The organism is Acinetobacter brisouii CIP 110357, assembly GCF_000488275.1.
GTDB classification, from domain to species: Bacteria; Pseudomonadota; Gammaproteobacteria; order Pseudomonadales; family Moraxellaceae; genus Acinetobacter; species Acinetobacter brisouii.
This window is the reverse complement of record NZ_KI530763.1, coordinates 112924-138598: the sequence shown is the minus strand read 5'-3', so window position 1 is coordinate 138598 and position 25675 is coordinate 112924. Positions and strand designations below refer to the sequence as shown.

18 protein-coding genes, 1 tRNA gene and 1 pseudogene are annotated in these 25675 nt (G+C 44.7%); 15 read left to right on the top strand and 5 right to left on the bottom strand.

The features are described from left to right. The 3 genes from P255_RS11505 to pilB are packed head-to-tail and all read right to left on the bottom strand — an operon-like array spanning position 1 to position 3825. Positions 1–861 carry a prepilin peptidase gene (locus P255_RS11505; RefSeq protein ID WP_004902430.1) on the bottom strand — a complete coding sequence of 287 codons (861 nt, stop codon included), beginning with the start codon at positions 859–861 and terminating at the stop codon, positions 1–3. Continuing rightward, a complete protein-coding gene (locus tag P255_RS11500) occupies positions 861–2087 on the bottom strand; it encodes a type II secretion system F family protein (RefSeq protein WP_004902427.1) in 1227 nt (408 codons plus the stop codon). Before P255_RS11500 ends, P255_RS11505 begins: the two co-directional genes overlap by 1 nt. A gap of 31 nt (positions 2088–2118) precedes the next feature. After that, positions 2119–3825, bottom strand: a complete 1707-nt coding sequence (gene pilB / locus P255_RS11495) for a type IV-A pilus assembly ATPase PilB (protein ID WP_004902424.1) — start codon at positions 3823–3825, stop codon at positions 2119–2121. 292 nt (positions 3826–4117) lie between these two features. On the opposite strand from pilB, the gene tpiA reads away from it, so the two are divergent. The 5 genes from tpiA to P255_RS11470 all read left to right on the top strand — a co-directional run bounded on the left by tpiA (position 4118) and on the right by P255_RS11470 (position 8528). Then, the gene (gene tpiA / locus P255_RS11490) at positions 4118–4915 is read left to right on the top strand and encodes a triose-phosphate isomerase (RefSeq protein WP_004902420.1); all 798 of its coding nucleotides are present in this window, start codon (positions 4118–4120) and stop codon (positions 4913–4915) included. A gap of 11 nt (positions 4916–4926) precedes the next feature. Further along, a complete protein-coding gene (gene secG / locus P255_RS11485; RefSeq protein ID WP_004749838.1) occupies positions 4927–5259 on the top strand; it encodes a preprotein translocase subunit SecG in 333 nt (110 codons plus the stop codon). Between the two features lie 52 nt (positions 5260–5311). Then, a tRNA-Leu gene (locus P255_RS11480) sits at positions 5312–5396 on the top strand. 525 nt (positions 5397–5921) lie between these two features. Then, positions 5922–7172, top strand: a complete 1251-nt coding sequence (locus tag P255_RS11475) for an NAD(P)/FAD-dependent oxidoreductase (RefSeq protein ID WP_004902418.1) — start codon at positions 5922–5924, stop codon at positions 7170–7172. 18 nt (positions 7173–7190) lie between these two features. Then, positions 7191–8528 carry a D-serine ammonia-lyase gene (locus P255_RS11470; protein ID WP_004902416.1) on the top strand — a complete coding sequence of 446 codons (1338 nt, stop codon included), beginning with the start codon at positions 7191–7193 and terminating at the stop codon, positions 8526–8528. 305 nt (positions 8529–8833) lie between these two features. On the opposite strand, the gene P255_RS11465 is transcribed toward P255_RS11470, so the two are convergent. Next, complete coding sequence (locus P255_RS11465; protein WP_004902415.1) at positions 8834–9298, bottom strand: hypothetical protein; 465 nt, start codon at positions 9296–9298, stop codon at positions 8834–8836. A 226-nt stretch (positions 9299–9524) separates the two neighbouring features. Here P255_RS11465 and P255_RS11460 point away from each other — a divergent pair, with 226 nt between their 5' ends. The 8 genes and pseudogenes from P255_RS11460 (at position 9525) to pap (ending at position 17533) form a co-directional block, all read left to right on the top strand. Then, complete coding sequence (locus P255_RS11460) at positions 9525–9755, top strand: hypothetical protein (RefSeq protein ID WP_004902412.1); 231 nt, start codon at positions 9525–9527, stop codon at positions 9753–9755. A 150-nt stretch (positions 9756–9905) separates the two neighbouring features. Next, positions 9906–10183 (top strand): annotated as a pseudogene (locus tag P255_RS15645) (ABC transporter permease); the annotation flags it as partial. Positions 10184–11146: 963 nt separating this feature from the next. Continuing rightward, the gene (locus P255_RS11450) at positions 11147–12142 is read left to right on the top strand and encodes a sulfonate ABC transporter substrate-binding protein (RefSeq protein ID WP_004902408.1); all 996 of its coding nucleotides are present in this window, start codon (positions 11147–11149) and stop codon (positions 12140–12142) included. Between the two features lie 11 nt (positions 12143–12153). Further along, positions 12154–13146: an aliphatic sulfonate ABC transporter substrate-binding protein gene (locus P255_RS11445; protein ID WP_004902407.1), complete on the top strand. Its 993-nt coding sequence runs from the start codon at positions 12154–12156 to the stop codon at positions 13144–13146. 46 nt (positions 13147–13192) lie between these two features. Beyond that, a complete protein-coding gene (gene ssuD / locus P255_RS11440) occupies positions 13193–14368 on the top strand; it encodes an FMNH2-dependent alkanesulfonate monooxygenase (protein WP_004902404.1) in 1176 nt (391 codons plus the stop codon). Next, positions 14365–15144, top strand: a complete 780-nt coding sequence (gene ssuC / locus P255_RS11435; protein WP_004749826.1) for an aliphatic sulfonate ABC transporter permease SsuC — start codon at positions 14365–14367, stop codon at positions 15142–15144. The genes ssuD and ssuC overlap by 4 nt, the downstream gene beginning before the upstream one ends. 10 nt (positions 15145–15154) lie before the next feature. After that, positions 15155–15943: an ABC transporter ATP-binding protein gene (locus tag P255_RS11430; RefSeq protein ID WP_004902402.1), complete on the top strand. Its 789-nt coding sequence runs from the start codon at positions 15155–15157 to the stop codon at positions 15941–15943. 171 nt (positions 15944–16114) lie between these two features. Next, positions 16115–17533 (top strand): polyphosphate:AMP phosphotransferase, encoded by a 1419-nt coding sequence (gene pap, locus P255_RS11425; protein WP_035365499.1) that lies wholly within the window; start codon positions 16115–16117, stop codon positions 17531–17533. An 11-nt stretch (positions 17534–17544) separates the two neighbouring features. Here pap and P255_RS11420 read toward each other — a convergent pair whose 3' ends face one another. Further along, positions 17545–18054, bottom strand: coding sequence for a hypothetical protein (locus P255_RS11420; RefSeq protein WP_004902398.1), 510 nt, complete (start codon positions 18052–18054; stop codon positions 17545–17547). 167 nt (positions 18055–18221) lie between these two features. On the opposite strand from P255_RS11420, the gene P255_RS11415 reads away from it, so the two are divergent. Both P255_RS11415 and P255_RS11410 read left to right on the top strand, forming a co-directional pair. Continuing rightward, a complete protein-coding gene (locus P255_RS11415) occupies positions 18222–21884 on the top strand; it encodes an exodeoxyribonuclease V subunit gamma (protein WP_004902395.1) in 3663 nt (1220 codons plus the stop codon). Beyond that, a complete protein-coding gene (locus P255_RS11410) occupies positions 21884–25618 on the top strand; it encodes a UvrD-helicase domain-containing protein (protein WP_004902393.1) in 3735 nt (1244 codons plus the stop codon). Before P255_RS11415 ends, P255_RS11410 begins: the two co-directional genes overlap by 1 nt. Positions 25619–25675: the final 57 nt, after the last annotated feature.

Genomic DNA, 25675 nt, shown 5'->3' with positions numbered 1-25675 from the left:
TTATTGACCCAAGTAGATTTTCATAATGTCATTACCCCACAAAAAAGCAATCCAGCCTGCAATTGCGATATAGGGGCCAAAGGCAAAAGGTTGATTTTCTTTGCGTATCTTCAGCAAAATGATCCCGATGACAGCACCCACCATAGACGATAATAAAATAATCAACGGTAGCATCATGGGACCCATCCATGCACCAAGTGCTGCAAGAAGCTTAAAGTCTCCGTAGCCCATGCCTTCTTTACCTGTAATCAACTTAAACAGGATATAGACAATCCATAAGCATAGAAAACCAATCACAGCTCCCCAGATTGACAATGTTGGTGATGTATAAATGCCAAAACTGTTAATGGCTAAACCTGCACCTGCCAAAGTTAACGTAAAGCGGTCAGGTAACAGTTGCGTATCAAAGTCGATAAAGGTAAGAGCAATCAGTACCCAAGTCAGTACTACACCACACAACATTTGCCATGTTGCACCGAACACGCCAACGACAACCAAAGAACAGAGGCAGGTGAGCAGTTCAACGAGTGGATAGCGTTTGCTGATGGGATGTTGGCAACTGCCACAGCGTCCACGCAATGCTAACCAACTCACAACAGGAATATTCTGATACCAGCGAATGGCTGTATGGCAACTCGGGCAGGTTGAAGGTGGGCTGCTTAAAGTCAGTTTTGCATGTTCAATGATCGGTTGCTCAGGATGCAGTAGAAGTTGGCACTCCTGCTTCCACTCCTGTTCCATCATTTGAGGCGTGCGAAAAATAACGACATTTAAAAAACTGCCCACACATAAGCTGATTAAACCAATAGCGAGATAGAGCGCTATAGAGTTCTGTGCAAAATAACTGATGAGTTCCAACATTAGACCACAGAACCCATCTGGAAGATTGGAAGATACATGGCAATCACCAGACCACCCACAAGAACCCCAAGAACTGCCATAATCAAGGGTTCCATCATTGCGGTTAAACCATCCACAGCATTGTCAACTTCATTTTCATAGTAACTGGCAACCTTGTCGAGCATGGCATCCAGAGAACCTGATTCTTCACCAATCGCCACCATTTGAATGGCCATAGAAGGGAAAATATTGGCAGTGCGCATTGCAAATTGTAGCTGCTGCCCTGTTGCGACATCGTCCCGAATTTTCATGACGGCTGTTTCATACACAATGTTGTTTGTTGCACCAGCCGTAGATTCTAAAGCATCAATCAGAGGGACACCTGCTGCAAAAGTGGTTGCAAGCGTGCGACTATAACGAGCAATAATCGCTTTATAGACCAAATCGCCAAAAATAGGGAGTTTTAAGGCGAGTTTGTCGAGGCTATCTCTGAATTTCTGACTGCGTTTTTTGGTTTCCTGGAAGCCATACACAGCTAAGCCAATCCCAATAATCAAGATGAACCAGTATTTCTGCATCCATTTTGACATGTTCACGACCATTTGGGTAAATGCAGGTAATTGCGCACCAAATGAGCTAAATAGGTCTTGGAAAACGGGAACGACTTTGACCATCAAAATAATGGTGACGATAATTGCTACTACAACCACTGTCATTGGATACTTCATGGCTTTTTTAATTTTTTGCTTTAAAACTTCACTTTTTTCTTTATAGGTTGCGACACGTTCCAGCATAATTTCAAGCGCACCAGATTGTTCACCTGATTCAACGAGAGAGCAGAATAGCCGATCGAAATACTCTGGATATTTTCGCAGCGCACCTGTAAATGTGTTACCGCCTTCTACTTCACCTTTAATCCCTAAAACCACGTCACGCATGGCAGGATTATCCAGCCCTTCAGCAACAATCTCAAAGCTTTGAACCAGTGGGACACCTGCTTTCATCATGGTTGCAAGCTGACGAGTGAAAATGGTGATATCGAGAGTAGAGACTTTCTTTTTAAAAACATTTTCAAGCAGATTTTTGCGTTTTTCATGAATTGACTTAACATCAACACCTTGTTTTCGTAGCGTAATTTTAGCCAAAGCCATATTGCGCGCTGAAAGTTCCCCTTTGACTTTAATACCTTTGCGGTCAACCCCCGCATAGGCAAATATTGGCATCGCCTGAGCTTTTTTTACCGCCATAGTATTATCCTTTTTTTAATCTCGCTATGCATTATTCACTAGTGACACGATTGACTTCTTGTAAAGAAGTTACCCCTTGCATTACTTTCTTTAAACCTGAGCGACGAAGGTCAGAAAATCCCAGTTTTTTCGCTGTTTCGGCAATTTGTAAAGCATTGCCATCTTCCATAATCAATTTGGAAATTTCAGGTGTGATTTTCATCACTTCATAAATCCCCACACGACCTTTGTAGCCTTCGCGACATTCAGGACAACCCACAGGTTGATAAAGCTTAAATTCTGGGTTCTCTAAGTCTTCCTGAGTAAATCCCATTTCATACAAACTGTTTTGTGGAATATCAGCGGGGATTTTACATTTAGAACATAAACGACGTGCTAAACGTTGTGCAATCACTAGATTTACAGATGTTGCAATATTAAATGATGGCACACCCATGTTACGTAAACGAGTCAGGGTTTCTGGTGCACTATTGGTGTGTAGGGTTGACAGCACCATATGGCCTGTTTGTGCTGCCTTAATCGCAATTTCGGCAGTTTCAAGGTCACGAATCTCCCCGACCATAATAATATCAGGATCCTGACGCAAGAAAGAACGTAAGGCTGCTGCAAAGCTTAAACCAACTTTCTGGTTGACGTTGACCTGATTAATCCCTTCTAGGTTAATTTCGACAGGGTCTTCGGCAGTAGAAATATTGGAATTTTCAGTGTTGAGAATATTCAAACCTGTATAAAGTGATACGGTTTTACCAGACCCTGTTGGACCTGTAATCAGCACCATCCCCTGAGGTCTGTGTAGTGCTTCTAAAAACAGCTCTTTTTGCTCTTCTTCATAACCGAGCGCATCAATCCCCAGCATTGCACTTGATGGATCAAGAATACGCAATACAATTTTTTCACCAAATAAGGTCGGCAAAGAGTTGACACGAAAATCAATGGCTTTAGTTTTTGAGAGTTTGAGTTTAATACGACCATCTTGAGGAATACGTTTTTCTGAAATGTCCATTTGAGACATGACTTTTAAGCGAGAGGCAAGACGGTTTGCCAATTGTAGTGGTGGAGTGGCAATCTGACGTAACACACCATCGACACGGTAACGGACTCGATAAGATTTTTCGTAAGGTTCAAAGTGCAAATCTGATGCACCCATACGAATCGCATCAACGAGCAATTTATTGATGTATTTAACAATAGGTGCTTCGTCTTCTTTAGATTCATCCTCAGAAGGTTCTGTGGGTGAAGAGCCATCCAGTGAAATATCTAGCTCTTCGTCATCGAAGTTAAATTGCTCTTCTTCGGTGAAATACTTTTCAATGAATTTTTCTAATTTATCATGCTCAACAATTACCATCTCTGGGTTGAGCTTGCTGTTAAAGCGGACAGCATCAATGGCTTCTAAATCAGTCGGGTTGCTGATCGCCACATAGATGTTATTGCCCCGTCGCATGAGCGGCACAATTCGGTGCTTTAAGATGTGTTTATCTTCAACCAAATCACGAGGTAGCTGTATCGGATCATAACTAGAAAGATCAAACAGTGGCTCATTAAATTCGATTGCAATCGCTTCTGCAATGGTTAACGACCCAAGATGCAAATGATCAATCAAATAAGGTACAAGGTTTTGCCGAGCTTTTTTTGCCCCCTCAACAGCCTGTAGCATTTTATCTTCAGAAATATGACCATCTTCAACTAAACGACGGGCAAAGCCTGATAAACGTGGCGTAATAGAGATGTCTGCCATAAATGTATTTGCCTTATGATTTGATCGTTTGCGAATACTCGATATTAAAAAAATTATACGGTTGCTGTCACAAAGCGCCATGCGAGAATGCAAGCTAACAGTATGTTACAACACTGAATTACGAGTATTTAACCTAATTATAAAAAATATAGAACTTACTGAGCATACAGCGTTGTTTATTTTGACAGAAAAAATAGCTTTGTGAGATTAAATTGTATAAAAAAGCAAAAAAAGCGTCAATTTGAGAAAAACTGTGTAAAATAAGCCCATTTTGGTGAAAGGGTTTTCTTGTATGTCGGGTTCGACAATTGTGCCTTGGGTGATTGGTAACTGGAAAATGAACCCTGCTTGGGCGAGTTCCCAACAATGGATTGAACAATTTAAGCAACATTTACAGCAATCTCCAATTTTAGAACAACAATGCCATTTAGCTGTTGCACCCACTGCAATTGCCTTAAATCGAGTACAGGTGCAATTAGACAACGCGCCACGGACTGTGCATACTGTTGCCCAAGACGTTTCACGTTTTTCTGGAACAGGTGCGTTTACAGGTGAGATCAGCGCGACTTTACTTGCCGATAGTCAAATCGGTTATGTCCTGATCGGGCATTCAGAACGCCGCGAGTTGTTAGGCGACACACCCGATGTGCTAAAAGCAAAAATCACACAAGCATTGGCAGAAGGTCTTACCGTGATTTATTGTGTCGGTGAAACCCTTGAACAGCGTGAGCAAGGCGTGGCTGAGCAAGTGGTATTACAACAAATCTGTGATGTTGCCACGGTGATTTCTGAGCAGCATTGGCAAAACCAGATGATTATTGCTTATGAGCCGATTTGGGCAATTGGCACAGGTAAAACCGCTTCCGCACAAGATGCTCAAGCCATGCATGAAAAAATTCGCGCAGGTCTGGCGCAGTTAAGCCCAGCAGGTCAGCAGGTCGCCATTTTGTATGGTGGTAGCGTGAAACCTGAAAATGCTCAAGAGCTTGCAGCATGCCCTGATATTAATGGTGCTTTGGTGGGTGGCGCTTCATTAAATGCAGAGTCTTTTTATCAAATTGCTCAAGCATTTGCTGCAAACCAATCCTAAGGAGATTCAACATGCATACATTTATACTGGTTGTGCATATTTTATTGGCTGTAATGATGATTGTCCTGATCTTGGTACAGCAAGGTAAAGGCGCAGAAGCAGGAGCTTCTTTTGGTGGCGGCGGTGCTGCTACGGTGTTCGGTGCTTCAGGTTCAGGTAATTTTCTGACCCGTTTAACTGCAATTTTAACGGCGCTATTTTTTGTGACCAGTATTACTTTAGCTGTACTTGCCAAGAAGCAAACAGCAGAAGCGTATAGCTTGGGAACAGCTGCAGCACCTGTAACAACACCCGTAAAAAATTCGACTGAAACTTCATCAAATACGCAGAAAACTGCAAATTAATGCCAAGAAAGACTTTTCTTTTTTGAATGAAGCGAATAGAATGCACGCACATGCGGTGGTGGTGGAATTGGTAGACACGCTACCTTGAGGTGGTAGTGCTTTCGGGCGTGGGGGTTCAAGTCCCCCCTTCCGCACCAACATTTCAAAGATATGAAATGTTGTTACCAAACAGAAAGGCTCAGTCTGAATAAGACTTAGCCTTTTTTGTTGTCTATAGAAAAATAAAAATCATCACAATAATTAATTAAGAGATTGAAATTAATCATTTTATGTAATGTATTTTGAAGTATCGAATTGCTTTATTTTCTTTTATAAACTGACCATAAATTTCTGCTAAATTTTGAAATGAATCAAAAACTGGATCATTAGTGATGTGCCAAGCATTTACCGTTCAATGAATGCCTTGATCAAAATCATAATTGGCCTAGAATTTAACTGGCCGACTTGGCAACGATTGATTGCAAGCTGTCACAATAGCTGATCAGTTGAAATGATCTGATCAGTGTCACTTATATTTGACCGATAAGCCCAATTTTGCAACATTTGACCAAGCCCAGAGAGTTTTTGCCCAGTGAGATCTTGCCAGAATCACAGTGATAGCAGATCGGCTGATTGATGCAAAAATTGAAATTACTGTGATTGCCAAAATAAAAGGATAAGAAATGTCAAAAGAAGTTTTGGTGCTAGGTGCAGGCATGGTCGGAATTTGCACTGCTATCCATTTGCAACAGCAAGGTTTTGCTGTCACGGTGATTGACCAGTCCGCGCCGGGCACAGAAACTTCCTATGGCAATGCTGGGATTATTCAAACTGAAGCGGTTGAGCCGTATGCCTTTCCACGTGAATGGGCAAGTTTATTTAAAGTCGCGCTAAAACAGGATAGTGCGGTGAATTATCATTTGAATGCCTTGCCAGACTATGCTGCACCGCTGTTGCAATACTGGCGTAATTCCAGTCCGAAAATTCATCAGGCCATCTCGCAGGATTATGCGGTGCTGATACGGGTGGCACTGTCGGAGCATCAGCAGTTGATTGCTCAGGCACAGGCTGAAGATCTGATTTTAAAAAATGGCTGGATTCAGCTTTACCGTAGTGAAGCAGCATTGCAAGAAGCTATTCAGGATGCTGAGCGTCGTCAGCAGCGTTATGGTGTGCCGAGTCAGATTTTAAATACGAGTCAAATCAATCAGCTTGAACCGAATCTGAAAGCCAATCACCCTTTAATTGGTGGGATTCACTGGACGCAGCCGTGGAGTGTGATTGAGCCTGGCGAACTGGTACAGCGTTATGCCCGATTATTTGAACAGCTTGGCGGTACGATAGTTCAAGCTCAGATTCAGCAACTACAACAGCAAGATTATGGATGGCAAGTCCAGACTGATGGACAGGCTTTGACTGCACCGAATGTGGTGCTGGCACTTGGTCCATGGTCATCGAAATTTATAACTGAACTGGGCTATCACAATCCGTTATTTATTAAACGTGGTTATCATCAACATTATACTCACGGTAGTCAGTTGAGCCGCCCAATGCTGGATGCCGAATATGGTTATGTGCTTGCACCGATGAAAAAAGGCACTCGTCTGACCACGGGCGCCGAGTTTGCGCATTTTTCTGCGCCTGCAACGCCTGTGCAACTTGAAAAGACTCAGCAACGTGCCCGTGACTGGCTGGATTTGGGCGAGGCCTTGCCAAGCCCTGCATGGCTGGGGCGCCGTCCTTGCAGTGTCGATATGAAACCGTATATTGGTGCGGCACCACGACACAAAGGGCTGTGGTTTAACTTTGGACATGGGCATCAGGGTTTTACCTTGGGCGCAGCCAGTGGGCGTTTATTGGCAGAAATGATGACAGGAAACGTTCAGTTAATTTCTGATCCGAATATTTTTTCACCGAACCGAATTGCAGTTTAATCAAGAGCGAAACCTGTTATGCAACCTATTCAAATCGATCAACTTATTGCTGAATTCCCGTTGCTGCAACAGTTACAGAATTTGCAGGAAACAGTATGGTTTAACCCAGCCAGTACCACTTTGGATGTGGCACTGGCTGATGTCGGTTTGACCGCAGAAGATGTAGCACAGGCACATGCGCGCTTGCAGCGTTTTGCACCGTATCTGATGTTGGCTTTTCCAGAGCTTGAAGCGACTGAAGGGAAAATCGAGTCGGAATGTGTGGCAATTCCTACAATGCAACATTGCTTGCAACAACAATATCAGCAAGAAATTTTTGGGCAGCTTTGGTTAAAACTGGACAGCCATTTGCCGATTTCGGGTTCGATCAAGGCACGTGGCGGGATTTATGAAGTGCTGGCACATGCAGAAAAACTGGCAGTCAATGCAGGCCTACTCAGCATTGAAGATGATTATCGCAAGTTGTATTCGCCTGAGTTTAAACAGTTCTTTAGCCAGTATGCGATTGCGGTGGGTTCAACAGGTAACTTGGGACTGTCGATTGGCATCATGAGTGCCAAAATGGGCTTTCGAGTCACGGTACACATGTCGGCAGATGCCCGCCAGTGGAAAAAGGACAAGTTACGTGCCAACGGTGTAACGGTGGTTGAATACGAACAGGATTATGGCGTTGCCGTTGAACAGGGACGTGCTTTAGCTGCTCAAGATCCGCAGTGTTTTTTTATTGATGATGAAAATTCACGTACCCTGTTTTTGGGTTATGCGGTGGCAGGCGAACGTTTAAAGCAACAGTTCCAGCAAAAAAATCTGGTAGTGGATGCGGATCATCCGCTGTTTGTGTATTTGCCTTGTGGCGTGGGTGGTGGGCCTGGCGGTGTGGCATTTGGTTTGAAACTGGCATTTGGCGATCATGTGCATTGTATTTTTGCTGAACCGACGCATTCGCCGTGTATGTTACTCGGCGTACATACAGGATTACACGATGCGATTTCGGTACAGGATTTGGGGATTGATAACCTGACTGCCGCAGATGGTCTGGCGGTCGGTCGTGCCTCAGGTTTTGTTGGGCGAGCTATGCAGCGTTTGATTGATGGTTATTACACTCTGAATGATCAACGCCTGTATGACATGCTGCGCTGGCTCAGTGATGTTGAAGATATTCAGCTTGAACCCTCAGCTTTGGCAGGCATGTACGGTGCGATATTGGTATCACGTGCTCAAGATTACTTGAATGCTCAGCATTTCTCAGAGCAGCAATTGCAGCAGGCGACCCATCTGGTCTGGGCAACAGGTGGAGGTATGGTACCTGAAACTGAGATGCAAAAATATTTGGCACAAGGCCAGGCAGTTAATTAATACTATCTGTAGTCGCATGCAGAAGTGTTTGATAATGGGTTGATCATTCTAAATTTGGGTTTAAACAATAGAACGCTTTTATCATGAGTTACATGCTGTTTTTTCTCTGATCAAAATTTCAAGAAAAAGTAAAAGGGCTTATGACGAGCGCCTAATCAACTCTAAATTTTGGGAAATTTTTTTTTATTTTTTAGAAATGCTTTGCTGTATATGCAGAAAAGACAATGATTCTAAGCCTATATAAAGCTGTTCACATCGTTCAAGCCGAAAGCTCTTATCTACACCGGATAAGAGCTTTTTTGTGGTTAGGCAGAAAGTTTTTGATTAAAGGTGTCATGCCATTGTTCTGCAAGTAACACCCAGACAGGTGACCAGTATGAGAAAGTTTTCACTTCGGCAATCACCTGATCGATATTGTTTAAAGTGCCAGATTTAAGCTGGAAAAATACCGTATCCGAAATGGTTTCCATAAAGTGCTGTGCCAATGCGCTGGCATCATTGAGCAACGCAGCGTCTAGACTGTCATGAACAAAGACATCAAATAATGTTTCAGCATAAGCCAAAGGTGGTAGCCCTAATTTGGACACTTTATTTTCATTATAAAGTTCCATGGCATCTTTCATATTCAGTGCAAGGACACAGTGTTGTTGATAATCGCTGACGGGTGCAAATTGCTCAGGTGTGCTGGCAAGTTGCTGCTCATACAGCCCGAGTGCCAGTTGCTTGGCTTGCTGTACGATGACTGGATTAAGTGTGTGGACATGACTCATTTAAAACCCCAAAAAATAACAAAAAATATTGCTTTCTAATCTAAGGAAATCCCTTCTTCATTCTAACAATTTTTTTTGGAAAAGCGCTAATTTTGCAGCGATCTGGCAGTAAAAATGCAGATTTATGCTGCTGCCCAGTCAACATGGAATGGATATTGCTTGAATGTTGAGACAAATGCTGTGAATGGTTTAGCTTGCAATAAATAACAATCGGGAGAATACAAGAATGCCAATTTCATCGAAGTTAAAAATATTTGCCACCATGGTCATCATGACTGGCTCGGTCTGCTTGGGTGGGGAAATGGCACAAATGCAGTTACAGCTTCCTGCTGCGATTGCAGGAGTGTTCCAAGGCTTATTGCTGATGTTTTTACTGGCAGCCAATGCCTTTATTGGAAACAAGTACCGTTTTTTGAAAAAGAAAACCAAAGCAGCTGCGTTTGCAACGCAAGGCTAAAAGAAGAATACAGATATGTTAGAAGTCACCGCAATGTTAACCACTCGTTGCTGCTGCGACCCCTTGGCGTAGAAGGCATGATGCTGGTTAGTCAATTGCTGCTTTGCACTGCCAGTACAGTTCGATCTGAGTGTGTTTAGTGCGTTTTGGGTCGGAGAATCGCCTGAAAGTGCGCATGCTATGAGTTATCACGTGTTGGCGATTCGCTATGGCGCGGTGTTATTTGGTGGTGCATTTTTATCGACCTGTATACCCCGATGTGGATTGAAAACATGGTGGCAGGGCGCGGCTGGATTGCAATTGCTCTGGTGGTATTTGCGGCGTTACTGTATGTCGCAACCATTTTGCTGTTGGTGCTGATTTCTCGGGATCAGAAGTTGTTAAAGATGAATTTTCCTGCTTCGTTAGGTAAGACCTTTTTGCCGTAATTTGGGTTGAGGATCGAATCTAGGGATAGAAATTTGATATTTAGGTGAATGTACTTCTTTACTTTTCATGGATGAAAAGTAACAAAAATCCTTTGTTGTACTGATGTTATGTCCCTATAACGCAGTACAACAATGGCGGCATCCATGCCGCCTGTCATCTAAATTCATTGTGAATAAGCTTCAGTTTTTTCATATCGTGAGCTTCAATTTTCACAACCTATTTTTTATATCGAAACGTATCCATATACAAACTTCAATACGATTGAATTAGTCTGAGCCATCACGTGCTTAACTCAAGGAAAGCCAGTGTCTGCACCAAATCCTGAACAAATTTTACGTTTTTACGCTTGTCCAATGATGTGGATAAACACGCCATTTCTTTAAGGCATCACCCTTTTGGTGCGGTACAGGTCGCGCCTGACAATGAACGGTGCTGCTGAACTGAAGCAGGAAACTGCTGCTTTACAATTGAGTTTTTGGCAAAGTCGCGAAAGGCTATATCTGCAATTCTGCTATGGATATGTAAAAAAGCCAAAAGGATAGTGGCTGTGAGGTATTTTAGTTATGCAATCAGAAAGGCTTTATCTGGTTTAAATGTATCTAAATATATGTATAACAATAAATTTTCCCTCTACTTCTTCAATTAAGCCGACAGAGGTTTTAGCAGTAAACCTGTAAAACTTTGCAGAAAATCTCTTATGCAGAAAATTTCATAATTATCCAATTTTTTCTTTATTTTGCTAAAAAAGACAAAGCTTTAAGGTATGGGCTTCTAGATCATTTTTGTCGAAAGAGCGCAGAAAGCCATGAATCGCTGTATACCACTTCGCACCTTCGCGGTGTCTTCTATTCATCTTCAATCCTTTGCCGTTATGCCAGCAATGTGTTGTCAGTCTGCTCGAATGTAACTGAATTTTAAAAACATATTTTTGAATGAACTCACAGAATTTAGGATGTAGACAGATGAATCGTATTCAACAGTGGTCAGTGATTGGTTGTGCAGGTTTGAGCTTGGCACTGAGCGCATGTAGCAAACCTGCTGAGCAACAACAGGGCAATGCACAGGCAGCATCGCAGCCGAAAACCGAACTGAAAACTTTAAGCATTGGCTTTCAGAAGTATGGTCTTTTGCCGATTGTTAAGGCACGTGGCGACCTAGAAAAAACCTTGCAAGCTCAAGGGGTTCAGGTGAAATGGGTCGAGTTTCCAGCAGGCCCTCAGCTACTTGAAGGTCTGAATGTCGGTAGCGTAGTGATTGGTGAGGCAGGTGAAGCACCGCCAATTTTTGCTCAAGCGGCGAATGCCAATCTGGTTTATGTCGCCAACCAGCCTGCTGCACCTCAGGCAGAAGCGCTGATTGTGCCGAAAACCTCCAATATTCATTCGATTCAGGAGCTAAAAGGCAAACGTGTTGCCTTGAACAAAGGCTCGAATGTGCATTATTTGCTGCTGAAAGTTTTGGAAGCTAACCATCTCACTTTAAAAGACATCCAAGTGGTGTACCTGCCACCTGCCGATGCCCGTGCCGCGTTTGAAAAAGGTGCAGTCGATGCGTGGGTGATTTGGGATCCGTTCTTTGCCGCAGCACAGCAGCAACTGGGCGCACGCGTGTTGTCGACAGGGCAGAACTTGGTGAGCAATCACCAATTCTATTTGGCTGATCGCAAATTTGCGCAAAACAATCCGCAAGTGTTTAACACGGTAGTCAAAGAGCTGAATCAGACCACTGAATGGGTCAAGACCCATCAGGATGACGCTGCAAAATTATTAGAAAAACCAACTGGACTAGATTATAGCGTGCTGAAAACTTCAATTTCGCGCATGGGCTTTGGCGTGACGCCTATTTCTAGCCAAGTGATTGCAGAACAGCAGCAAGTTGCCGATGCCTTCTATCAACAAAAACTGATTCCAAATCAGATTCATATTCAAGATGCGATTTTAAGCGCAGCAAATAAATAACGGAGGCAGACATGAGCTATTTACGAAGCACCAGCCTTGTAGCCTTGACCAGTGTCACGGTGTTACTTGCAGCGTGCCAGAAGTCTGAAACTGCCCCTGCACAGGCATCTGCACCAGTAGCAAAGAACGCAGCTGAGCTAAAAACCCTGAGTATTGGATTTCAAAAATCATCTTTAAATTCAATTGTTTTAAAACAGCAGCATTTATTGGAAAAAGAGTTTCCAAAAACCAAGATCGAATGGAAAGAATTCCCCGCAGGGCCGCAAATGTTAGAAGCTTTGGCAGTCGGTGCAGTTGATCTCGGTTCGGTTGGAAATACTCCCCCGATTTTTGCCCAAGCGGCCAATAAAGGCATTGTCTATGTCGGTTATGAAAATGTGCATCCCAAATGGCAAGCGGTTCTTGTGCCGAACGATAGTCCGATCAAGACCATTGCCGACCTAAAAGGTAAACGCATTGCGGTACAAAAAGGTTCCAGTGCGCATGACTTGCTCGGGCGTGTGCTGAAAAAAGCCAATCTGACTTGGAATGACATTCAACCGATCTGGTTGGCACCTGCCGATGCCCGTGCAGCACTGGATAAAAAATCGGTGGATGCATGGGCGATCTGGGAACCGTTCCGTAGCGCGGCTGAAGTGGAAGGACATGCCCGCCCGATTATTGACGGCACAGCCTTTGAAACGACCTATAACTTTGTGATTGGCAATCCTGACTTTGTCAAAGCCCATTCACAAGAAACTACACAGTTCTTAACCGCACTGAACCATGCCGCACAGTGGATTGTCGATCATCCAAAAGAGTCATTGCACTTGTATCAACAAGCTACAGGCTTAAATGCCGAGATTGCACAGCGTGTACTCGACAAACGCTATAAACCGTCACTAACACAGGCGATTACCCCTGATGTGGTCAAGGCACAGCAAGATATTGCAAATCGTTTTTATCAAGAGAAGTTGATCCCAAATTCCATCGAGATCAACCAAATTATCTGGGCGCAGCACTAAGCGCGCTCTGAGTTTTAAAGACTTAGACATTTAAAGGAACAACACAATGAAAATTTTCTGGTTTATTCCCACTCATGGTGACAGCCGTTATTTAGGTACCAGCAAAGGCGCACGTCAGGTTGACCACGCTTACATGAAGCAGATTGCGGTTGCCGTGGATAATTTGGGCTATGAAGGGGTGCTCATTCCGACGGGACGTTCATGTGAAGATCCGTGGATTACGGCAGCAAGCTTGATTGATGCCACTAAAAAACTGAAATTTCTGGTGGCGTTACGCCCTGGGGTGACTACGCCAGCGTTGACTGCACGTATGGCAGCAACCTTTGACCGTTTGTCCAATGGCCGTGTGTTACTTAACTTGGTGACGGGGGGTGATGAACAAGAACTCAAAGGCGATGGCTTGTATGAAGACCATACCACCCGCTATGAAACTGCCAATGAATACGTGAAAATCTGGCGTGAAATTTTAACCCGCTCACACACAGGCGAATCATTTAGCTTCCACGGCAAACACTTAAATGTCGATGATGCCAAACTACTTTATCCACCTGTGCAACACCCTCATCCACCACTGTGGTTTGGCGGTTCTTCAGATGTTGCAATTGATTTGGCGACAGAACAGGTTGATACCTACCTGACTTGGGGCGAGCCACCTGCTGCGGTGAAAGAAAAAATCGAAGCAGTGCGTGCCAAAGCAGAAGCTAAAGGGCGTACTTTGAACTACGGTATCCGTTTGCATGTGATTGTACGAGAAACCAATGAAGAAGCATGGGCAGCTGCCAACGACCTGATTCAATATGTTGATGACAGCACCATTGCCGCAGCCCAGAAGAAATTTGCACAAATGGATTCAGTCGGGCAGCACCGCATGGCAGCCTTGCATGGCGGTCGCCGTGACAAACTGGAAGTGTCACCAAACTTGTGGGCAGGCATTGGCTTGGTACGTGGTGGTGCAGGCACGGCATTGGTGGGTGACCCTGAAACCGTTGCGGCACGTATTCAAGAATATGCCGATTTGGGTATTGGGACCTTTATTTTCTCGGGCTATCCGCATCTGGAAGAATCGATCCGTTTTGCCGAACTGGTGTTCCCGTTATTGCCACTGGAAACTCGCCAAAAATTGTCACAGCCGAATTTGACTGGGCCTTTTGGCGAAATTATTGCCAACAATTATGTGCCTGATGAAGACAAAAAACGTCAACGGGCAGAGGAGGCTGTATGACCCAAGTGGTAAAACGGCTGGGGCAACGTACGTTGCCTTGGCTGGTGCCCGTGGTATTGGTGATTTTCTGGCAAGTGGCGTCGGTGACAGGTTGGCTGGAAAGCCGGATTTTACCTGCACCGACTGCAGTGCTCAGTGCTTTTTGGTCGCTGTTAATTAGTGGTGAACTGTGGCATCACGTCAAGATTAGCGCGGGGCGTGCCTTGCTCGGTTTATTGGTCGGTGGTGGTTTGGGCTTGCTGCTCGGGTTACTCAATGGTTCATCCAGAATTGCCTCGAATTTACTGGATACCACCTTGCAGATGATTCGTAATATCCCTGCACTGGCGCTTATTCCACTGGTGATTTTGTGGTTCGGGATTGATGAATCGGCAAAACTGTTCCTGGTCGCCATCGGGGTATTTTTCCCAATGTATATCAACACCTATCATGGCATTCGTTCGGTTGATCCACAGTTGATCGAAATGGGTAAAAGCTATGGTTTGACCCGTTGGCAATTGTATAAAGACATCATTTTACCTGGAGCAATGCCTTCGATTTTGGTCGGTTTGCGCTTTGCACTTGGTCTGGTCTGGGTATTGTTGATTGTTGCAGAAACCATTTCTGCGCAGGCAGGCATTGGTTATATGACCATGAATGCACGTGAATTCTTGCAAACCGATGTGGTCTTGGTCGGTATTTTACTTTACGCCTTACTGGGCAAACTGGCAGATGTTCTTGCCCAATATCTGGAACGCTATTTACTGCGCTGGCATGCGGGTTATCAACACGATTGAGGAGAGCATCATGACGGATTTAAGTATTGCAGATTACGCGGATGAGCTAGTCATCTCGCCCCAGTGTAAAGTTGCCCCGACCACAGGCGCTGAAATTCATATTCAGCAACTCAACAAATATTATGGCAGTGTCATGGTACTGGAAAATCTTGATCTGGATATTCAGGCAGGAGAGTTTCTGGCGATTGTCGGGCGTAGTGGCTGTGGTAAAAGTACCTTATTACGTCTGGTTGCAGGTTTGGAGCAAGCCAGTCAGGGGAAAATCGGTTTTACAGCACCTGCACACAGTACCACGATTCAGGCAGATGATATTCGGGTGATGTTCCAAGACCCGCGTTTGTTGCCGTGGAAAAGCATAGAAGACAATGTCAAACTCGGGTTGCCTAAGCAGCAGTCTGAGCAGGCGATAGCCTTACTGGAAAAAGTTGGGCTAAAAGAAAAAGCCAAATTGTGGCCAAGTCAGCTTTCGGGCGGGCAACGTCAGCGTTCAGCATTGGCACGTGCCTTGGCGCATCGTCCGCGGATTTTATTGCTGGATGAACCACTTGGTGCACTGGATGCCTTGACCCGTTTGGACATGCAAAATCTGATTGAACGCTTGTGGCGTGAGCAGGGCTTTACCGCAATTTTGGTGACGCACGATGTCAGTGAAGCAGTACAACTGGCAGACCGTATAATTTTGCTGGATAAAGGGCATATTGCGCAGCAGTTTAAAGTGAACCTGCCACGTCCCCGTCAAAAAGGTATTGGCTTTGCTGAACTGGAACAACAGGTGCTACAAGCAGTTTTAGCCACCTAAATCCGACACTATGAATCTTGCTTGTCGGGATATTTAACATGTTGAAAATGATACAGAAACAAGGCAGGGAATTCCTGCCTTTTGTTTTTTGATGGGAGTGGATGGTATATGCCTGAACTGAGTGTAGTATCATGCCAGATAGAAGAATTGAAAAAGCATAGGTCACTCAGTATGGATCAAAGTGTAAAACCAGAAAAAATAAAACATGATCATCAGCTTTCCTTTGACCTCATTGAAGCCCAATACCGCCTGCGAAATAGTCGAGGGAGTGATCACGGTAAAAGCGTTCTAGTCATTATGAGTGGTATTGAATTGGCAGGTAAAGGCGAAGCAGTCAAGCAACTGCGTGAATGGGTTGATCCACGTTATTTGCATGTCTATGCCGAGCCACCGAATTTTTTTAACAACAAACAACCTTTTTGGCAGCCGTATGCTCAGGTGATTCCTGCCGAAGGGCAAGTGGTGGTGCTGTTTAGTAACTGGTACAACGACTTACTCAATACCGCCATGCATGTCTCCAAGCCTTTGGATGACACCATGTTCGATGCGTATATTCAGCAAATGCGCAAGTTCGAACAGGATCTAAAAAACAATCAGGTCGATGTCATCAAATTCTGGTTTGACTTGTCGTGGAAATCTTTGCAAAAACGTCTGGACAATATGAATCCCTCTGAGGAGAAATGGCATAAATTGCATGGTCTGGACTGGCGCAATAAAAAACAGTATGACAACATCCAGCGTTTACGTGAGCGCTATAGCGAGGACTGGGTTGTACTGGATTGCGAAGATCAGCATCAGCGTAACCGCGAATTTGCCCAGCATTTACTCTTGGCATTTAAAGATTTGCCTAGACATAGCGGTCTAGTCGCAAATCAATGGCCACAAGCCCCAATTCCACAAAATTTATCTGCAATTACGCATCCTGAAATCAGTAAAAAAGACTATAGGGCACAGCTTAAAAAGCTTTCGCGTAAGGTCGCGGATTGCTTGCGTTACAATCAGCGTAAAGTGGTCATTGTGTTTGAAGGAATGGACGCTGCAGGCAAGGGGGGAGCAATACGCCGAATCGTAAAAAACCTCGATCCGCGTGAATACGATATTCACTGTATCGCTGCACCTGAGCATTATGAACGGCATCATCCATATCTGTGGCGTTTCTGGACAAAACTCGAAAATGCCAGCCCGATCAGTATTTTTGACCGTTCTTGGTATGGTCGAGTGCTGGTCGAGCGCATTGAAAATCTGGCAGCAGATTTTGAGTGGCAACGTGCTTATGAGGAAATTAACCGCTTTGAAAAAGATTTGGTCGATACTCAGACCATTGTGATTAAATTTTGGTTAGCCATTAGTAAGGATGAGCAGGAACAGCGCTTCAAAATTCGTGAAGAAACACCACACAAACGCTTTAAAATTACCAGTGATGACTGGCGTAATCGGGCAAAATGGGATGACTATATGGAGTCCGCCTCTGATATGTTTTATCTGACCAATACAGCTTACGCGCCGTGGCATGTGATTTCTACCGACAGTAAGCGTCAGGCGCGACTGGACATTATGCAAGCCATTTTAAATCAGTTAAAGGCGGAGTAATCCGCCTGATGTTAGCCCACAACTGTTTGGGCTTTTTGTTTAAGTTGAATGCGTTTTGCTAGTTGGTAGCAGTCTTCAACATGTGCAGATGCAATTTTTTTAAAGACCAAATAACCCAGACTGGCAGCAACAATTTGACCGCCTAAAGGAATAAATTTGGAGACTTGTTTGGTCACCATTTTGCCAATAAAACCGTTCAATGATTTTTTGACGCCTGTGCGTGCCACCATTAAGCCTGAAAATTGCACACCGCGTTTGCGCAGTTCCTGCCAGTGAATTTCACGGGTTTTCGGGTCATACACGCTGATGTGTTCAGGGTCGAGTCCAAATTGCTGGTTAATTTCAGGAATCAGTTTCGATAAAATACCGACATCGACCACCACATCTAAAAAAGGCACAGGAATGACCGCAGCTCCCGCAGACAGATAGGCGCGTTTTTTCGCTAAAGCCAAGCAGTTTTGGCGTACCTGTTCCAGATTCAAATCAGGATTAATTGAGTCGGGAATATGATCAATTTTCATAAAGTCTTTACCAGTTGAGGTGCTATTTTACTTGAAATACAGTCATTATGATCACAACGTATTGTTTTTTAAAATGACATAAGTCATGTTAAAGAAATAGTACAATCTGTGTGTCAATTTGTGCAAATTGCCTCCATTCTGCAAAAATACAGCGAGAAAAGTGATTTATGGGTATTCATGTTTGTCAAAGTCAGCGATTAGAACTGTTATTGCAAACGCTGTTAGCCCAAATTAGTCAGACAGAAAGCCATCCCTTACAGGTGTTACAACAGCAGCATTTTGTGGTGCCGAGTGCTGCGGTGGAACAATGGCTACAGCAGCAGATTTCTCAGTATCAGGGCATTAGTGCCAACCAGTTGTATCATCAACGGATTCAGACCTTTCAATGGTACGCCTATCAACAGGTTCTAGAAAATAAAGAACAAGTGCGCCAAGCCAATATTCCACGTTTGGTGATGCAGTGGCGTATTTATGAAGCGTTAAAACCCTATATTGAACCCGAACAGCTCAGCCTTGCTGCCGAGCATCCGCTGTATAGCATTGTGCAGCGCATTTACGACAGTGCAGCGCATTTAACACAAGGTTTGCAACAGCAACTCAAAAAACAAAACATGCTGTACTGGGTATCCGAGCAGGTGTCACGAGTGTTTAGCCATTACATGGTTTACCGGGGGCAATGCCAGCACCATTGGCACGAGCCATGTGGTTGCCCGCAAAACTGGCTTAAGGCTTGGGGCAATAACCGAGAACTGGATATCGAGCGATTATTTCAGGCTGACGAACACGGCATCGCACTGTATCAACTGGAACAGGTACAGCAGCTTGAAGCATGGCAGCGCTGGTTGTGGCAGGAAGTCTTTCATGCTGACTTTGTGCAAATGCAGCAGATCGACCACGATTTTTGGGCAATTCTTGATGACCCAGAGCAGCGTAAAGCCGCGCTAAAACGCCTACCACAGCAATTGCTGATTTTTACTGTGCTGGATTTGCCCCCGACTCAGTTACAATTTTTACGACGTTTAGGGCAATACTTGGACGTGGTGATTTTGCACTACAACCCTTCGCAGGAATACTGGGCGGACAGTGTCGACCCGAACTGGAAGAAACGCTATGACCTTGGGGTCAAACAGCGCTTTTTGCAAAAACATCCGCAAGCCTCCGATGCCGATCTGCAACGTTTCTTTGATGAATTTACCCTCAATTTTAATGCCGAAGCGCGTGAGTCACGTCATCCATTATTGACCCGTTTTGGCAAGCAGGCGCGTGACCATTTCTCGTTGTTATCACATTTGTCTTCGGGGGAAGAAGGACAATGGCTTGATTTGTTCGATGAAGATTATTCTGAGAGTTTGCTCGGTAAAATCCAGTCGGATGTACTGTACCTGATGGAACCCGAAAAGCATCAATTTGAGCTTTCTCCCGACGATCAGTCGATTCAGGTTCATGTTTGTCATTCTGCATTGCGTCAGCTTGAAGTCTTGAAGGATCAACTGTTGCACTGGCTGGCACAGGGCACGGCTGAACAACCGCACCGTCTGAATGATATTTTGGTGTTAACGCCAGACATCAAAGCACTTGAGCCTCATATTCGCAGTGTCTTTGCACCGCCACCACGGGTACAAAATGCCCAGCAAGCACCGTATCTGCCTGTCAAAATTGGTGGAGTAGCACAGCTGGATATGAGTCAGGCATGGCAGGCAGTGTGTGATCGGATTCAGTTGCCACATGGGCGTTTCCAGTTTGAACAGTTTGCCGACTGGTTGAGTTTGCCTGCCACGCAGCAGCGCTATGGTTTAGATACCTCACAAACCCAGCGAGCGTTGCAGTTGCTGACTCAGGCAGGTTTTAAGCGCGGGTTGGACGACGCCCATCTGGCACGTCAGCTGAGCCCAGAAGATCGCGATTATCGTTTTAGTTTTAAATTTGCCTTAGACCGTTTGGCACTTGGGGTGGCGATTCCTGAGCATGTACTGTTTGAAGGAACGCTGAGCTATGCCCAAGTGTTGCCGAGTGATTTTGAGTTAATTGCGACACTGATCAACATTTATGAAGATTTGGCGCAGCGTCGTGATTGGCTGATTTTGCATGAACTCGGTCAAAATCATACCGTTGAACACTGGCTGTATCAGATTCAGCAAGATATTCACGAGTTCCAGCAGGCAGGTGTGACTGCACTTGGTGCTGCCTACGACATGGTGCGTAAACACATTCGTATGCTGACCTTGTCGGTACATTATCAAAAACAGCAACATTCACCACAGGTGGCATTACAGGATTTTAGCCTGCCACTGGGTGTGGTTTTGCAAGAAATTCAGCAGCAGCTCGACAGCCAGTTCGATCAGGCTGAACCCAGCGGACAGATTACTTTTAGTCAAATCGGGCAGATTCGCCCGTTGCCGTATCGTCTGGTGGTCATGCTGAATCTGGACAGTGGAAAATTCCCAAACCGACAAACACATACTCCGTTTGATTTGATGCAAAGTTTACGACCACAGTTGGGGGATCGTTCGCGTCTGGAAGATGATCAGGGTGCATTTTTAGATGCGCTGCTGCTGGCCAAAGAGCAACTCTGGCTATTTTATAATGGTTTTGATATTAGCGATGGTGAAGTGCGTCAGCCATCTAGTGTTTTGCAAGAACTGCTGGATCATATTGGCTACATTGTGGCATCCGAGCAGCCCGATGCCGAGATTGATGCAACTGTAGAGTATGCAGATTTGGAGATTCCACAGCATGTACTGAGTTTATATCGGGTACACCCGTTACAACCTTTTGACTTGCAAGGTTTTACAGCCGAATATCTGCGCTATCAAGACCAGTGGTTTACTGTAGCTCAGCAAATTCAGCAAGCCACAGGGCAACGTCAGCCGTGGAGTAATCAAACTTATACGCTGCCTGAAACCGATGTAATTATGCTTAGCAGTCAGCAGTGGTTAAATGACATGGCCTTTCCTGCGCAGTTGTATTTAAAAACCCTTGGGGTTGAAAATCTGCGTATGCAGGATTTACCTGATGAAGTTGAACCATTGTTACTCGATGGTTTGGGACGTTATAGCTTGCGCGAGTTTTTACAGCAGCAGGATGCTGCAAGTACCGAGCTGTTGCAAGACCGTTTGCCTGTCGGTAAAACTCAGCACAGCGCGTGGCAGCTCGGTCAGTTAGAACATCAACAACTTTTGACCCAGTTACAACAATATGCTGCTGCACCGACTGAAACCACAGGACAGACTTTGCATCTGCGCGACAAGTTACACATGCGAATTGTGATTCCCAAACAGCCACAGCAGGATTGGGTCAGTCTGAACCCATCCAGTGCCCGCGCTGAACGCCGTGCCAAAACATGGTTGGAATACTTACTGTGGTTGACGTATTTAAATCTTGGAGAACAAGGTAAGCAGCTGAAACGTATAGTGGTATTTAGCAACAGCACCCTGATTTGTGAAGGGCTGAGTTCAGTACAGGCAAAAGCTTATTTGGATGAATGGTTGAAGGCATGGGATTATGGGCAAACTTCACCTTTGGTGTTGCCTGCGGCATTGTTATTGAAACCGCTCGAAGCGGGTAAAACCTTAGAATGGCAAGCCGATGAGCAGGGCAATATGCAGATCGTGGAGCCTGAAAAAAATCTGTTGAAACAGTGGCAAGGTGGCGGAAACTTTAACAGCCTCTTTTCAATTCATGAAGATCGTTCCACGCAGTATCACGACGACTGGCAGTTTATTTTGCAAGAACAAGATGCTGATTTGTTACTGCAATACGCTTGTCAGCGTTTTGCCTATAGTTTGTATGCGCCTATTTACCAGTATCAACATGCAGTAGAACATGCCTAATGAATAAGAATAAAACCAGTATTTCAACCACTCCGATTCACGATATTGATTTTAGCGGTTTGCACTGGATTGAAGCATCCGCAGGTTCGGGCAAGACATTTACTTTATCCAGCCTGATGGTGCGGATTTTACTGGAGCAATATTTACCGCGTCAGGTGATTGCCACCACGTTTACCCGCGCGGCAGCAGCAGAGTTAAAAACCCGTATTCGTAAGCGCTTACAAGAAAGCCAGCGTTTTTTTGATGCTCGGCGTAGTTTCACAGAACAAGAAAATCAGGTGTTTGCCCAACAGTGTAGCGATCCCTTACAAGCCAAGATTCTCGGTCAGTTTGCCCATCAGGTCGGTTATGCTTGTGAACGCCTCAAACTGGTTGTTGATCAGCTGGATGAACTGTTCGTGGGAACGCTCGACAGTTTTAGCCAAAAGCTGTTGCGCGAGTTTGCATTTGAAAGTGGCAAAATTGAACATGCCGAAATTACCGATCAGGCCAAGCAGTATACGCGGCAACTGGTGCATGACATTTTACGTGAGTGGATTCAGGCACAGCCTCAGCAGTTGGTTGACTGGTTATATATCAGTGGTGAGCTTGGGCGAGTTGACAGTTATGTCGAGGTGGTTGAAAAAAGCCTGAATTTTAGTAATGCCCAGTTTAAAAGCGTTGATGTGCCTACTTTCAGTATTGTTGAATTTGAGTCGGCTTTAAATCAATTTGTATCGACACCATCGCAACATTGGGAAGAGTTGCAAGATTACTATTTGCTGGATGGCGCATATTATAAATTGATCAATAAGAAAGCGTTTGCAAGTGATCGTTTCCATGGCATTTTTACTACAGGTTTGCCACGAATTATTCAGCAGATCCGTACACAAGGTGTTCATCTATATTTTGATCAACGCATATTGAAAGACATCGAGGTTTTATTTTTAGATTCAAAAGGTAAACCACGAACCAGTATTTTTAATAAATGCGATCAACACATTCAGGATTCTTTTTATCAGCATCCTATGATTGTGTCGTTAAAAAATATTTTAGAAACAAAACTTAAGATTCAAAAAGATTTAAAACAATTTAATACGTCTTTGCAATTTTATCTGTGTCAGGAAGTGAAAAAGCGTTTGCCACAGCTGTTGCAACAACATGGCGAAACCACTTTTTCCCAGCAAATCCGCACACTGGCAGAAGCCTTACAGGGTGAGCAGGGGCAAAAATTTGCAGCTTTTGTGCAAAACCGTTATCCGCTTATTTTGGTGGATGAGTTTCAGGATACCAACCAGGATCAGGACGATATGCTGGCGAGTATCTGGCGGCATCCGCAGCGTTATGGTCAAAGCTGCATGATTATGGTTGGCGACCGTAAGCAGGCTATTTACGGTTTTCGTGGCGGCGACATGCTGACTTTTATTAAAGCGCATCAGGATGTACAGCAAAAGGCAGGCAAGTTCTATCAACTGATTCATAATCAACGCTCGATTCAACCTTTGGTTGAAGTGGTGGATGCCTTGTTCCAGCAGCAGCCCGATTTTGGTGAGCAAGTCATCTATTATCCCGTGCAGGCAGGGCATCGTCCTCATCCTGCCTTGATTGATCATGCGCAGGAAAACCCGCAGCCCTTACGCTGGCTGAGTATTCCTGAAAAACAGCCTGCCCATGAACAGGTGGCATGGCAAATTCGACAGTTGCTGAATCAGTCGGCACAAGGACAATTGTATTTTGCCGAGAGTTCAGGCTCACGGGCGTTGATTGTCGATGATATTGCGGTGCTGTCCAAAAATCATGATGGTTTGGATCAGGTGCAACATGTACTGGAACGCTTGAATATTCGGGTCAATCGCCCTGCCAAACGCAGTGTATTTGATAGCCAGATTGCCAAAGATGTTGCCGCAGTCCTGACCGCAATTTTAGAGCCTTATCATGAAGCCAAACTCAAGCGTGCATTGCTGAGCCGTCTGTTTGGTCTGACCCTGAAAGAACTGATGGATTTACAAGCCCAAGCCGATGGTCTGAGTCAATATATTTTAGAATTTGACCATGTGCGTGAGCTGTGGCTGGCGCGTAATTTTTTGACTGCGTGGCAGTATTTATTGCAGCGTTTTGCGGTGTGGCAAACTGTGGTGGCGAGTCAAAGCCGTGACAATGAACGTGTTGTAGTAAATTTACGTCATCTGACCGAGCTGCTTAGTCAACACAGTGGGCAGTATCAGGGGGCGCAAAACCTGTATCACTGGTACATGACGCAGGTGCAAAAACCGAGCGATCGGGAGTGGGAACTGGAACGTAAGCTCTCTACGGCTGCGGGTGTGCAACTCATGACCATTCACCAGTCTAAAGGACTGGAGTTTAAAATCGTATTTTTACTGAATGCTGATGGCAAACACAGTGAACCCAACAAACAACTGAATTTTTCGACGGTAGAACAGCTCAACCCGCAAACTCAGCAACTTGAAGCGCAGCGTGTGATTGCGATTCATGATAAGGATAATCTTCCACAGACCGATTTGGATCAGCATCAACTGCGCCTTGAAGCCGAGCAGCATCGTCTCTGGTATGTGGCGCTGACCCGTGCCAGTTATCGGGTCTATGCCGTGTTGCAAGACCATAAAGGCACATCCACCACAGGCTTGGCATTTTGGAAAAATCAGGCGGAAGCGTTTCAGCATCCTGCCAGTGGCGAAGCAGTTTTTTTAACCGAATGTCCAAAGCCAATTGTTTCTACGACACCTGAAACGGTTACTGAACTACAGGTATTGCCATTGCCTCAAAAGCGCTTTTATCCACGCGTGCGAACCAGTTTTACAGGGTTGGCGCAGCATTTGTCCAGACAGCAAGCCAAAGACTTACTGGCAGAATATAGCGGTGAACAACAAGCGGCAGAAGATGAATGGCAGCCACTTATGCCAATGACCGCGCTTTCACAAGGACGGGACAAATTACCGTGGATTCAGCGCCAGTTTCCACAAGGTACACATGCAGGGAATTTCTTGCATGGAATTTTTGAACATCTGGATTTTCAGCAAAATGATAGCTGGCATTATGAAATTCGCCGTCGTTTTAAAAATGATGATATTTACTTATGGCAACAGTTATTGGAGCGTTATCAACAGCGCAGTGATTTGCATGTTGAGACGACACTTGAAGACTGCGCGGTTGCCGAAATTCAACAATGGTTGACTCAGATTTTAACGACACCTATTCATGGTGATTTTTATTTGCAGCAGCTCGAGCCTGCACAGCATCTGGCGGAGTTTCCATTTTTTATGGCGCTGTCGGATCAGGTCTTTGCGGTGCAACGCTTACATGCGCTCTTTCAAGAATATGGCTTATATATGCCTGAGTTTAATCCTGCCGAATCTGCACGTTATTTAAATGGCGCAATCGATTTGGTGTATGAGCATCAGGGGCGCTTTTATATTGCCGACTATAAAAGCAATTATTTGGGCGATAGCCTGCAAGATTATAGTGCGCTGGGCATTCAGCAAAATATGTCGCAAAGCAGCTATTGGCTACAGGCCAGTATTTATCTGGTTGCCTTACACCGTTATTTGCAAACTCGTTTGGAAAATTATGCGATTGAGCAGCATCTGGGTGGGGCAAGTTATCTGTATTTGCGTGGCATGTCGGCTCAGGCTGGATTTGGCAGTTATTACTGGCGACCAGAACCTGAGTTTATTTTAAGGCTAGACGCCATTTTGGGTTATACGCATGTACAGAACAGGGTGCAAAAAAGTGCATAACTTGGCTAAGTTGATAAAAAACAAAAGCTTAAATTGTGGACAACTTTGGGTATAACT

Coding starts and splice junctions, on each gene's coding strand:
- P255_RS11460 (WP_004902412.1), top strand. CDS start 9,525: ATGCCAATTTCATCGAAGTTAAAAATATTTGCCACCATGGTCATCATG.
- ssuC (WP_004749826.1), top strand. CDS start 14,365: ATGACCCAAGTGGTAAAACGGCTGGGGCAACGTACGTTGCCTTGGCTG.
- P255_RS11475 (WP_004902418.1), top strand. CDS start 5,922: ATGTCAAAAGAAGTTTTGGTGCTAGGTGCAGGCATGGTCGGAATTTGC.
- P255_RS11410 (WP_004902393.1), top strand. CDS start 21,884: ATGAATAAGAATAAAACCAGTATTTCAACCACTCCGATTCACGATATT.
- P255_RS11445 (WP_004902407.1), top strand. CDS start 12,154: ATGAGCTATTTACGAAGCACCAGCCTTGTAGCCTTGACCAGTGTCACG.
- pilB (WP_004902424.1), bottom strand. CDS start 3,825: ATGGCAGACATCTCTATTACGCCACGTTTATCAGGCTTTGCCCGTCGT.
- P255_RS11465 (WP_004902415.1), bottom strand. CDS start 9,298: ATGAGTCATGTCCACACACTTAATCCAGTCATCGTACAGCAAGCCAAG.
- P255_RS11420 (WP_004902398.1), bottom strand. CDS start 18,054: ATGAAAATTGATCATATTCCCGACTCAATTAATCCTGATTTGAATCTG.
- P255_RS11450 (WP_004902408.1), top strand. CDS start 11,147: ATGAATCGTATTCAACAGTGGTCAGTGATTGGTTGTGCAGGTTTGAGC.
- ssuD (WP_004902404.1), top strand. CDS start 13,193: ATGAAAATTTTCTGGTTTATTCCCACTCATGGTGACAGCCGTTATTTA.
- P255_RS11415 (WP_004902395.1), top strand. CDS start 18,222: ATGGGTATTCATGTTTGTCAAAGTCAGCGATTAGAACTGTTATTGCAA.
- P255_RS11430 (WP_004902402.1), top strand. CDS start 15,155: ATGACGGATTTAAGTATTGCAGATTACGCGGATGAGCTAGTCATCTCG.
- P255_RS11500 (WP_004902427.1), bottom strand. CDS start 2,087: ATGGCGGTAAAAAAAGCTCAGGCGATGCCAATATTTGCCTATGCGGGG.
- P255_RS11470 (WP_004902416.1), top strand. CDS start 7,191: ATGCAACCTATTCAAATCGATCAACTTATTGCTGAATTCCCGTTGCTG.
- P255_RS11505 (WP_004902430.1), bottom strand. CDS start 861: ATGTTGGAACTCATCAGTTATTTTGCACAGAACTCTATAGCGCTCTAT.
- tpiA (WP_004902420.1), top strand. CDS start 4,118: ATGTCGGGTTCGACAATTGTGCCTTGGGTGATTGGTAACTGGAAAATG.
- secG (WP_004749838.1), top strand. CDS start 4,927: ATGCATACATTTATACTGGTTGTGCATATTTTATTGGCTGTAATGATG.
- pap (WP_035365499.1), top strand. CDS start 16,115: ATGGATCAAAGTGTAAAACCAGAAAAAATAAAACATGATCATCAGCTT.